Here is a 12164-nt window from a genome sequence, read left to right as displayed (position 1 = left end):
AAATCTTTAGCACATATATATACTATGAGACTAAGACCTTTCTCAGGGTTTGAAACCTAAGAGTTGAACTGCAAGTGAAAGCTATCATGGAGAAGCATTATTGAATAATCCCATGGTATCACGGTTATTGATGCCCTTTAGCGGATGTGTTTTGATGACTCTCTAAAAGTTCAATGTAACAACGATTTAGCTTTCAAAAAATATTTACAATACTTTGACATATCCATAATTAAATGATATATCAAATTTAGCAAGGGGACTGTACATGGGAAACATTCCACTATATCAACATATCGTCATTGCCTTAAAAACGAAGATTGAATCTGGTGAACTAAAGATCGGTGACAAACTTCCAACAGAAGCCGAAATCTCCAAAAAATACAACGTGAGTCGAATTACATCCAAGAGAGCACTCACCGAACTGGAGAATGCCAATCTGATCTATCGCGTACAGGGCAAGGGCAGCTTTGTCAATTCCGTGCTTCCGGCCAATCGTTCCTTGGATAAAGCCAGCAAAGAGATTTTACTTATCCTGCCGTTCACTCATAATCCGGGTCTTGGCGATTACGAAAAGGGAATCAATGAATACCTTGCGGGAACAGAATACACCCTCAATATCCAGTCCAACACGATTGTCGGACAAGGGAAACTGCTGCAGGCTGCTCTTCAAAGTTCGAATTCGGGCATCATTTTTTATCCCGTGAGCAGCATCTCGGACCTCGGCATTTTGTACCAATGTCATTTATCCCAATTCCCTTTTATAACGATGGATAAAGGTGTTGAAGGCATTCCGTTTCTGTCCGTTGTGTCGGATAACTTTGATGGTGCTTACCAGGCAACCAAGCATCTAATCGAGAACAACCACAAAAAAATAGCCTTTATCTCCTCGCTAAAAGTGGAATATTCCTCTTCGATACGCGAACGATACTTTGGCTATTTAAAAGCGTTGTTTGATTATGATTTGATTGATCAGAGCGTGAATGACGTAACCGAACGTTATTTAAAGCACGATGATGACAACGGGAGAGAGTATTATATCCGCTTTATTCAAACGATCTTGGAGCAAGGAATCACAGGAATAGTCACTGAGAATGATATTATCGCCATAGAGATTATTCAAATCGCCAAGGAGCTGGGTCTGTCTGTACCCGACGATTTCTCCATTGTGGGATTTGATAATATCCATCTCGCAAGCTTTGTAGAGCCCAAGCTGACTACCATTTCACAAGACTTTGGCACAATGGGATATCGGGCTGCACAGAGCCTAATACAGCTCATTGAGAAGCCTCACGAACAATCAATGGAAAACGTAGTCGTTCCGGTCAAGCTCATCGAACGACAGACCGTAAGGAGATTGTAATATCCATCACTTTCATTACTAAAGGAGACGCTTAGCATGCTGCACTATATCGATACTAGACAAGGCTCCAACAACAAACATTCGTATTCGAACGGCAATACGCTGCCGTACACTTCGGTACCTTTTGGTATGAATCACTTTGTTGTTCAAACCAACGATCAGGGAAGCTGGTTCTTCAATCCGAATGACCGTGTTTTTCAAGGAATACGCTTGACACACCAGCCGAGTCCTTGGATGGGAGACTTCGCCCATTTCCTAATGACGCCGGTTGCCGATGACAAGATCAGAGGGTCTATCTTCTCCTGTCAAAGCTCCTATCGTCCTGAAGAAGCCATCTTCAAACCACATTATGTTCGCGTAAAGCAGCAGCGTTACAACATAACGACTGAACTCGTTCCGTCCTGTTACGGTGCATCGCTTCGAATTAAATACAACTCCAGTCAACAAGCAGGTCTTGTTCTGAACGCTAAAGGGAAAAGCTCGCTGCAATGGGATGCAGCAAGCCGTAAAGTCTCAGGCTTTATTAGCAATTTCTCCGGCTGTCAGGACGAGAATTTTGGAATATATATAGTTATGACATTCAACAAGGACATCGATCCATCCACTTCTGGCTTTTACAATGCCAAAGAACAACTAGAGAACGTTGCAGTGCTGGAAGGAACCGATCAGCATGCTGTCATTCGCTTTACGGATTGTGAGAAAGATACGCTGGAGGTCAAACTTGCCACCTCCTTTATTAGCCTCGAGCAGGCGGAGCTCAACTACCAGCGGGAGATTGCAACCTCTTTTGAAAATATGAAAGAAGAAGCAGCTAACGCTTGGAATCACTATTTAAACAAAATCAAAGTGACACATCACAATGAAGAATATTTAAAGACCTTCTATACATGCTTGTACCGCATGTTCCTGTTCCCTCAAAAGTTCTATGAGCTGGATGGTAATATGGAACCGATTCATTACGATACGACCGCCAAAGCCGTTAAGAAAGGCATTCTATACACCAATAACGGATTCTGGGATACATACAAAACAGTGTATCCGCTCTATTCCATTATTGCCCCTCAGGAGTACAAGGAAATGCTGGAGGGCTATCTGAATTCGTACCGAGAAGCCGGCTTCTTGCCAAAATGGCTGTCTCCGGATGAGCGCGGTCTGATGCCTGGTACACTGATTGATGCCGTTATTGCTGACGCAGCCGTAAAAGGCATTGCCGATCCTCTGCTGCCAGAACTGCTTGAAGCGATGCTGAAGGCAGCAACAACACAGAGCGAAATGAACATTTACGGTCGCCAGGGCACTCTGGATTATTTGAAATACGGTTATGTTCCAAGCAACTATCACGAAAGCGTCAACCATACGCTCGATTATGCTTACAGCGATTACTGTATCAGCCGGGTAGCGGATGTATTAGGGAACACCGAATTGGCTGATCGATACAGACAAAGCGCGCTGAACTACCGCAACATTTTTGATGCCGAAACCGGGTTTATGCGGGCTAAGGACCAGAATGGACAATTCCGTCCGGACTTCAACGATACAAGCTGGGGACTTGATTATGCCGAAGGTAGTGCGTGGCAGACCAGCTTTGCGGTATTCCAAGATTTCGAAGGATTGATTGAAGGCTATGGATCGAAGGAACGATTCTTTAACAAAATAACCGAATTGTGCAACAAAGCTCCGGACTTTGATGTGAAGGGTTACGGCTTTGAAATTCATGAAATGAGTGAAATGGCGGCGATCGATTTCGGACAGGTGGCGATTTCCAATCAGCCGAGCTTCCATATTCCATATCTGTTCAACTATGTCGGACAGCCGGCTTCGTCCCAGGTTGTGATCAAGCAGATTTTGACGAACCTGTTCAACAGCGGCTTTGACGGATTCCCAGGTGATGAGGATAACGGAAGTATGGCCGGATGGTATGTATTCAGCTCCATGGGCTTCTATCCGGTATGTCCGGGAAGCGGTGAATATGTACTCGGTATTCCGCTATTCGACAGCGTAACGATTGAACTTCCAAACGGCAAACAAATGCAGGTTCATACCGACAACAATAATCCTCAGTCCAATTTCGTAGCGAATGTTAAGCTGGACGGCGAAGACTACACCAAGCTGTACATTAAGCATGAGGATATAATGGATGGCAAAACACTGGATTTCCGCCTTGGGTTGGCTCCTAGCTTCCGCCAATATGAACAAGACGAGATTCCATTCTCGATTTCAAAAAAATAACGATTAATCATATTATGCACTCCATTTAACAAGAAAAGAGGGACATCCCGTGCAAGCCAGATTTACTGGTCTCGGGGATGTCCCTTTTTTAATATAGCCGTCATCTAATCTTTAGAATGCAGTATGTATCCTTTCCCCCGGATACTTTCAATAGACAAAATATGACGCGTTTTCTTCCTTACCCGGTAGATTAGGGCATTTAGCTCCTCCGCGCTCACATCCGGAATCTCTCCTATGCTATAACTTCGTTCAGGCCATACCTCCAGCTTTAGCTGTTCCTTAGACACGAACTGCCCTTTATGATGGATCAGCATCTCCATGCATTTATACTCTTTTTCTGAAAAAGCATAAACGTCTTCTCCGAAAACAAGCTCCTGTTTGAACGGGTCCAGTTTAACCCCGCCGGGTGCCTCAACAACCGCCATTTGTTTCATCAGCGGCGTAATGTCCATCGTTTCATCCATGCTGAGGATGGAGAACGACAAAACAATCAAATCACCCGCCAGCGCAACCGAATCCGCATTTTGAAGGGGTCTTTCCCCGTTCGGCGCCAGCCGTTCCTGATTCACGAAAGTCCCATGCTTACTGTTCAAATCTTTAATGAAGAAGCGCCCGTTTTTATACAATAGAGCTGCGTGTTTCCGGGACACAAACACATTATCAAAGGAAATATCGGGATCCCACTGCTTTCCCTTTCTGCCCAAAATAATCATCTTGCTTGTCAGCGGAATGATATCCCCCCGCTCGTAAGGATTTCCCCGTTCCACCATCAAAAAGGAGGATTTATCCATAACTAGCCCTCCCGTATCTTTATCATTATATTGCTATTATCAGATCGTTATCATGTAATTGTTATGGTTCAGCTATTGAGTGAGCTCTCCATATGGATAAAATTAAATATGAGGGTCTTTATTACTGTATATTGTAAACAGATTGTGGAGGATCGGATAGTGAAAAACAAAAAAAGATGGAAGAAAATTATACCGTTTATTCTCGTACTGTTCATATTTATATTTTTAAATAATACTTCACTTCTTACCAAAGAACGCACGGGTGAACCTTTACTTCTTGCACACCGCGGTCTTGGCCAAACATTTACCATGGAGGGCATTGAAGCGGACACTTGCACGGCCTCTCGCATTTACGAGCCGGAGCATCCCTATTTGGAAAATACAATTCCGTCCATGGAAGCCGCCTTTGACGCGGGAGCGGACCTGGTTGAGCTGGATATCAAACCGACAAAGGACGGTCAGTTTGCCGTATTTCATGATTGGACCTTAGGATGCCGTACGAACGTACAAGGCATGGTCATGGATTATACCATGGAAGAGCTGAAAAACATAGACATCGGTTATGGATACACGGCTGACAAAGGAGCTACTTATCCGTTTCGGGGTAAAGGAACGGGTCTTATGCCTTCCTTGAGCGAGGTTCTATCCACATTCCCGGACAGCTCTTTCCTGATCCATATCAAGAGCAGCGATGCAAAAGAAGGGGCTCAACTGGCGGAGTATCTTCAAAATCTGCCGGAAGAGCATTTGAGTAAGCTTACGGTGTATGGTGATGATGCACCCATTAGTACCTTGAAAGCCCAGCTCCCTTCTCTTCGGGTTATGTCCAAGGCTACCCTGAAGAGCTGCCTCGTTTCCTATACAGGCGCTAGCTGGACGGGATATATACCCTCGGTATGCCGCAATACTCAGCTACATATTCCTGAAAAATATGCCCGTTACTTATGGGGATGGCCGGATAAATTTTTGAACCGTATGGATAGTGTAAATACGCGGGTAATTGTGGTGGCCGGTAACGGCGGATGGTCGGAAGGGTTTGATTCAGAGCAGGACCTGGAAAGACTGCCCACTGATTATAGCGGCGGCCTGTGGACAAATCGCATTGATTTGATCGCTCCGGCACTGAAACTAGGCGAGTTGAAACCATAAGGAAATATTTAGAATATGAATACTAATCTCGTTGAGTACAACTTCCTTACGAGTCTGAATCAACTCTAGTAAAGCTGTGCCTTCTGTCTCGACTGACAGTATAGGGTACAGCTTCTTTATATAAAGTTATTGAAGTTTGTATCCCATGAATAGAAATTTTCCCCCATTCCTATTTTAGAAATAAACAGGTAGAGTTATATAGATGCGGTTCTGCTAACAACGAAAAGCGGATACCCACCCGGCAAGCCGAAGCCTATCAGCAGGAACCGGAACAGCTGAGTGTATATATGAAGCAGCGGGAACGTTGGGCCAAGGGTAACTACCGGGTTGTGACGGACAATATCCATCACTTGTTCAACCGGTCAAGCTGGCGTATCAAGATGCAGGTTTTATATTACGCTGCCAGTTATTTCTGGTTCATGATTGCTATCATTGTCTCGGATATCCTGTTTGTATCGAACATTGTTTACCAGATTATTGCTCTGTTTAACCCGAATGTCGTATCTCCATTTCAGTTCCAAAGCGATGTGTATGTATACCTGGTCATTGCCTGGGCGCTCATGTATTACATTTATGTGCTGCAGATCAATCTGGCTTTGGCCGCGGACATCGGACAAAGCAATACACGTAACTTTATTTTATCCTGTATATCCTACTTCACCTATGCGCAGCTATTCTTGGTTGTTTCTATAAAAGCTTTTATATCCATAATTATGGATAAGATTACAGGCCGACAAAACAAGTGGTATAAAACGCAGCGGTTTGGCTAATCTGAGTGATATGTGGTGCGCTGGATTCACAAAGTGAATCAGCGCTCTTTTTCTAAATACTGTCCGATCTGATTGCGAGTGGCGATTATACCGTAACCATCACGGGGTAACTGTTGATAAGGAAAACCTATAGAAGTTATAGGTATATTATCTAAGGTTTAGAGATTTTACTCATTACTTTCTGACACGATATGAAATATAATAAAGAAACTTTAATACTGTAATACAATCGACTGGGGGTTAATTTATGAGTTTACAACAAGGGAATCCGACAGCTCCCGGTAAGAATGATCGTTTTTCTTCAATGGGTTTTATTCTGGCTGCAATCGGAAGTTCTGTAGGCCTGGGGAACATGTGGAAATTTCCGTACATTACCGGGGAGCATGGTGGAGCGGCTTTTTTCCTTCTCTTCATCACCTGCCTGATCATTATCGGTCTGCCTGTGCTTCTGGCTGAACTTGCAATTGGACGTGCCGGGCGTGGAAGTGCCGCAACTTCTTATGTCAAGGCAGGCGGGCCCAAGGCATTCGGTCCTTTAGGGCTGCTGCAGGTTATTGCGCCATTCATCATCTTGTCCTTTTACGTCATTATCGCAGGCTGGACGCTTCATTATGCGTTTTTATCGTTCAGCGGGCAGTTATTTGTGGATTCTAATTTCGGAGGGCAATTTACTGCCTTTACTGGCGGTTATATGCCGATGGTATGGCAGGTGGTAGCCATTGCGCTTACAGGGTTTGTCGTGGCACGCGGTATATCCGGAGGTATTGAGAAGTTTAACAAAATACTGATTCCGGGCCTTATTATGCTGTTGATCGTGCTCATGATCCGAGCGGTTACACTGCCAGGGGCAGGAGCCGGGGTATCCTTCTTCCTGAACCCGGACTTCTCCAAGCTGTCTACAGAAGCTGCATTGGTCGCTCTGGGACATGCCTTCTTCTCACTATCCCTGGGCATGGGTATTCTGCTTACCTATGGCGCTTATGTAGACAAGCGTCAATCGCTCGGCACGGCAACACTTGCCATTGGAGCCGGTGACCTTATCTATGCATTCATTGCAGGTCTCATTATTTTCCCAACCACCGCTTCTTTTGGTATTGAGCCGGACGCAGGACCATCACTTGTCTTTATCGCCCTGCCAGCAGCCTTTTCGGCCATGCCATTTGGTACATTCTTCGGCGGTCTGTTCTTTGTCCTGCTTTCGTTCGCAGCATTGACCTCTACCGTCTCACTACTTGAAGTACCGGTGTCCTACGCTATGGAACGTTGGGGCTGGGGCCGTACAAAGTCCGTAATCGTTATAACCGTGTCCATTCTGTTGGTCGGTCTTCCATCCGTCTTGTCATTCGGTACGGTACCATTACTTGACGATATCGGAGGAAAGTCGTTCTTTGACTGGATGGATTTCATCACCTCCAACATCCTGCTTCCGATCGGCGGACTTATAACTACGATCTTTGCGGGATATTACTGGAAAGGGGCCGCCGAAGGCGCAGGCCTGAAATCCGGCTGGTTCCGTGTATGGCTCTTCATGCTGCGATATGTAGCACCGATTCTCGTGTTCCTCGTGCTGCTGCATACGACGGGAGTTATTAATTTTGAATAAACTTGCATCAAGATAACGTGAAAGAAGGCCACTCCTTTAAGGAGTGGCTTATTTTATTGTTCACAAAAGGAATAATTGTCCATATAATCGAATTACATAATAAAAAAGGACAATCCGTCAGGAAGCGGTGTTTATTATATGTTCGGGATTTTAGGCGTGTCTGGTTTATCATTCTTACTAGTCGCGGTGTTGACGCCGCTGCTCATTAAAGGATTACACACGCTGAAGCTTACGCAGCCAATTCGCACGGAACTGCCACCAGACCATCAAGCCAAGCGTGGAACACCGCTCATGGCAGGCCTTATTTTGCTGACAGGTGTAGCGATGTCACTTCAGTTTCATCCCACCCCTCTAATGATGTTTTTATGCATTACGTTTATACTGTTTAGCTCCATCGGCTTTATGGACGATTACAAAAAGGCCGTGTTTCAGGATCCCTCAGGTATTTCTGGTCGCATGAAACTCACTTTTCAATTTGCATTTACTGGGGCGCTGCTATTTGTGCTGTTCCGTTCGTTTGGTCTGACAAGTAACATCTCGTTGTTCCAGGAATTCCAGCTGCAATTGCCCATTTATATATATCTGCCGGTCATGCTGCTGTTCGTGGTCGGCTCCGCCAATGCCATCAATTTTACGGACGGGCTGGATGGACTGTTAATTAATGTGTCGATCCCGACCTATTTTTTCTTCTTTCTGATTTCAGAGAGACCCGAAGTACAAGTATTCTCGCTCGTTATGATTGGCTGTCTGCTCGGTCTGTTTCTGTACAATATTTATCCGGCTCGAGCATTTATGGGCGATACCGGATCACTCGCGATTGGAGGCTCACTCTCCATTTTGGCAGTGATCGAGAAGGTTGAGATTTTGATCCCGATCCTGTTCTCTGTTTATCTAGCAGAACAGCTATCTGTTATCTTGCAGGTCTGGTATTACAAACGTACGAAGTTGCGGCTGTTCCGGATGGCCCCTATTCATTATCACTTCAATCTCAAGTATGGCTGGAGCGAGAACAAGATTGTTATGGTGTTTGGTTTTATCTCCTGGTTTTCAGTGCTTATTTGCTGGCTTCTATGGAAGTATGTACTCGGTGGAAATTCATAAATGTAATCCAAGTGACTTCATTATAGACAGAAGAAAGGTTGACATCTTCACCATGAATCTAACTCAAAGTATGAACAGAAAACAGGTACGTAAAGAACCATTCCCTGTCTCTATACTATCTCTTACGGCAGGCGCTTTTGCGATCGGCATGACTGAATTTGTTATTATGGGGATTCTACCCAATGTAGCTGATGATCTGCATGTTAGCATTTCAACCGCAGGACAACTCATTACGATGTACGCTCTAGGGGTAGCCGTGGGTGCTCCCATTCTGACAATCCTTACACAACGAATCCCGCAAAAAAAGCTGCTGTATCTACTCATGGTTCTATTCATTCTAGGCAATGGCATTTCTGTGTTCGCTCCGAATTATGCTGTACTAATGATAGCCCGCATGATAACTGCATTAACCCACGGGACGTTCTTCGGGGTTGGCGCCGTTATCGCCTCTAATCTGGTGCCACCGAATAAGCGTGCCGGGGCTGTGTCCATTATGATGGCGGGCTTAACCATTGCTAATATCATTGGGGTTCCTCTGGGTACATTCATCGGACAAAACATGGGATGGCGGGCTTCTTTTGGCGCAATTGCAATCATGGGTGTTGTGGCACTGATCGGCATTATTGCCTTCATTCCGCATATGAAACAAGACAAACCGGCTAGTCTTGTACAGCAGGTTTCCGCTCTGATTCAGCCCAAGCTGCTCCTATACCTGCTAATCGGCGCTCTAGGCAACGCCGGCTTATTCACCGTATTTACGTATATTACTCCCCTGCTCGTAAAAGTGACCGGTTTCGCCGAATATAGTGTAACCTGGATTCTGGTCCTGTTCGGCTGTGGCGTCACGATTGGTAATATCGTTGGCGGCAAGCTTGCAGACTGGAAGCTGATGCCTTCTATACTGGGGCTATATTTTTCAATATGTGTCATCCTTACCCTCTTTACCTTTACCGTGTATAGTCCGCTAGCTGCCGTACTGACTATATTTCTATGGGGTACTGCTTCCTTCGCAGTGATGCCGGGACTGCAAGTACGGATTATGAGTCTGGCCCAGGCCGCTCCAGCGCTTGCTTCTACTTCCAGTCATTCTGCCGGTAATCTGGGTAATGCCGCTGGAGCTTTCATTGGAGGATGGGTCATTACACATCTGTCCATAACATCCCTTCTTTGGGTTGGTGCGCTGCTTGTAGGGCTCGGTCTAATCCTGGGTACGGCCTGCTACATCGTTGAACGTAAACATAGTGCGTTGCAAGCCCGTTAAACACAAAAAAAGCAATAACGTAGTCCTGAGAGGCTGCGTCTATTGCTTTTTTATTGTCTACTAATTATTTGAAAAACACTTTATCTACGTTGTATTTGGCCTTGAGCTCATTAATAATGTACGTTTCATAGATTTCTCTGTGAACTGCATCTTCGATAATACACACTTCAATTTTCGTAACTTCGTTTCTATGGTTCTTGATCACGGACACAGAATCCTCGAAATGTTTCTTGATTCTAGGTCTCAGCTTTCTAGCTTTTCCAACGAACAACAGCTCGTCATTATCGTTGTAAAACATAAAGATCCCACCCTTTTCTCTGGAGATCAGGTGAAAATCCGTAAATCCGTAAATATGACTTAGCTCTGGAGCATCTTGTTTGGTAATGGTAACATCCGGTGTTGGAATGGTTATGTTTATCACTAAAGCTCACTTCCTCATCTTATATAGATGTAAATACTATCACACTTACAAACGCGAAACCACTGGCTTTGATGCTTATACGCATAATCTTCTTGTGTTTCCGGATGAATTAGGTCGACATGGCCCTCTCACGGTCTAAATAGCCATCAATTATATGTTATACCCGGGCTTGTCAAACTAACAGTTGAGTTTACAGCGGCTTTACCACATACTCTATTTATAAAATGTAAAGTTTCCCCAGATAAAACAAGGCATAGGCATGAGGCAGCGGGAAAACAAAAAAATAATTGTGATAATGGAGGAAAGAAAAATGCCTCGAAAGAAGCTGCGAAACACACTTTGTATACTCAGCCTCGGTGTTTCAGTTCTAGCCGCATGTTCATCAGGGTCAGGCAGTAACGTAATTGTTGAACCTCTTACAGACTATAAGCCAAGTCAGGAACTGGATTTGATCCAGAAAATTCGTACATCTAAGGATACGAGTTCGGATGTACAAGAGTTATACCGGGACATCACACTCATTGATATTCACAACCATGACGCTAGTAATCCTAATGCGGTGAAGACATGGACCGACTATGGAATTGATCGAATCGTATTATTCGGAAGCATTTCCGAACCGAGTGCTAAAGTGACGGATCAACTGGCTTGGGATCACTATCGAAAAAACCCGTCCCATGTTTACCCGTCTTTTGCAGGATTCCCGGTCTATGACGAAGAGGGCCTATCCGTGGTGAAGGAAAATCTGGAGCAGGGTTATCTAAACATTGGCGAAATCGCTGCCGCCTCCACCTACTCGCCGATTGTCTCCAAATTAGAGTGGAAATCCGAGCATCCGAATGACGGCTATCTTCCCAAAATCTATGAATTGGCGGCGACCTACCGCGTTCCTGTTCTGCTGCATATCGATCCACCAAATGGCCCGCCCATTGAGCATCTGAAGCAAGCGTTAGAACAGCACCCGGATACGACTTTTATTTTCGGACATGCCAATGCATATAATATGCCCGAAAATATAAAACCGCTATTGGAAAAGTACCCAAATCTGTACATCGATTTTTTCGCAGGCTTTACCGCGTATAGTCCTGACAGTAAGCATAAGCTGGAGGATTATGTACCGCTCATGGAGCAGTATCCGGATCGGTTTATGTTATCGACAGATTCGGGATATGGCTTAAACGCATCTCATGCTGCCCATGCTTTATACGAAATCATTGATCTCCTTACCCCGGAAACCGCACAAAAAGCAGCTTATCAAAACTATGAACGATTAATTGAGCTTCAGCCCCCAACAGACACTCAAATTGCAAAGATTAAAGAGCTTTCTGCCAAACTAGGCGAAAAGAAAACCTATCGCTTGAACAAGCGGATGGCCAATGAATTGATATTTGAGCTGGAGCAGACTAGTGAGAAAGCAAAATAAAATTATTACTATACATAAATCGACGAACTGCTGGCTTATGGGCTGGCAGTTTTTTC

Annotated in this window: 9 protein-coding genes and 1 pseudogene; 8 read left to right on the top strand and 2 right to left on the bottom strand. The window is 44.8% G+C overall.

Annotation, left to right across the window (positions count from 1 at the left end):
• Positions 1-265: 265 nt before the first annotated feature.
• Positions 266-1360 (top strand): GntR family transcriptional regulator, encoded by a 1095-nt coding sequence (locus B9N86_RS00380; RefSeq protein WP_208917149.1) that lies wholly within the window; start codon positions 266-268, stop codon positions 1358-1360.
• 36 nt (positions 1361-1396) lie between these two features.
• Positions 1397-3589, top strand: a complete 2193-nt coding sequence (locus B9N86_RS00375) for a GH92 family glycosyl hydrolase (protein WP_208917147.1) — start codon at positions 1397-1399, stop codon at positions 3587-3589.
• Between the two features lie 104 nt (positions 3590-3693).
• On the opposite strand, the gene B9N86_RS00370 is transcribed toward B9N86_RS00375, so the two are convergent.
• Positions 3694-4380, bottom strand: a complete 687-nt coding sequence (locus B9N86_RS00370; RefSeq protein ID WP_208917145.1) for an FHA domain-containing protein — start codon at positions 4378-4380, stop codon at positions 3694-3696.
• Between the two features lie 156 nt (positions 4381-4536).
• Between B9N86_RS00370 and B9N86_RS00365 the strand changes: the two genes are divergently transcribed.
• The 5 genes and pseudogenes from B9N86_RS00365 to B9N86_RS00345 all read left to right on the top strand — a co-directional run bounded on the left by B9N86_RS00365 (position 4537) and on the right by B9N86_RS00345 (position 10264).
• Positions 4537-5529: a glycerophosphodiester phosphodiesterase family protein gene (locus B9N86_RS00365; protein WP_425298590.1), complete on the top strand. Its 993-nt coding sequence runs from the start codon at positions 4537-4539 to the stop codon at positions 5527-5529.
• A 242-nt stretch (positions 5530-5771) separates the two neighbouring features.
• Positions 5772-6299, top strand: a pseudogene (locus tag B9N86_RS00360) (glycosyltransferase family 2 protein); the annotation flags it as partial.
• A gap of 247 nt (positions 6300-6546) precedes the next feature.
• Entirely contained in the window at positions 6547-7902 is a 1356-nt protein-coding gene (locus B9N86_RS00355; RefSeq protein ID WP_208917141.1) for a sodium-dependent transporter, read from the top strand.
• A gap of 138 nt (positions 7903-8040) precedes the next feature.
• Positions 8041-9003, top strand: coding sequence for a phospho-N-acetylmuramoyl-pentapeptide-transferase (gene mraY / locus B9N86_RS00350; RefSeq protein ID WP_208917138.1), 963 nt, complete (start codon positions 8041-8043; stop codon positions 9001-9003).
• A 52-nt stretch (positions 9004-9055) separates the two neighbouring features.
• Entirely contained in the window at positions 9056-10264 is a 1209-nt protein-coding gene (locus tag B9N86_RS00345) for an MFS transporter (protein ID WP_208917135.1), read from the top strand.
• A 64-nt stretch (positions 10265-10328) separates the two neighbouring features.
• Here B9N86_RS00345 and B9N86_RS00340 read toward each other — a convergent pair whose 3' ends face one another.
• Positions 10329-10685, bottom strand: coding sequence for a nucleotide excision repair endonuclease (locus tag B9N86_RS00340; protein ID WP_208917133.1), 357 nt, complete (start codon positions 10683-10685; stop codon positions 10329-10331).
• A 310-nt stretch (positions 10686-10995) separates the two neighbouring features.
• On the opposite strand from B9N86_RS00340, the gene B9N86_RS00335 reads away from it, so the two are divergent.
• Complete coding sequence (locus B9N86_RS00335; RefSeq protein ID WP_208917131.1) at positions 10996-12108, top strand: amidohydrolase family protein; 1113 nt, start codon at positions 10996-10998, stop codon at positions 12106-12108.
• Positions 12109-12164 lie beyond the last annotated feature (56 nt).

The sequence above is a fragment of the Paenibacillus uliginis N3/975 genome (assembly GCF_900177425.1).
GTDB lineage: Bacteria > Bacillota > Bacilli > Paenibacillales > Paenibacillaceae > Paenibacillus_AQ > Paenibacillus_AQ uliginis.
The sequence above is the reverse complement of the archived record's forward strand: the minus strand, read 5'-3'. Positions and strand labels throughout refer to the sequence as shown.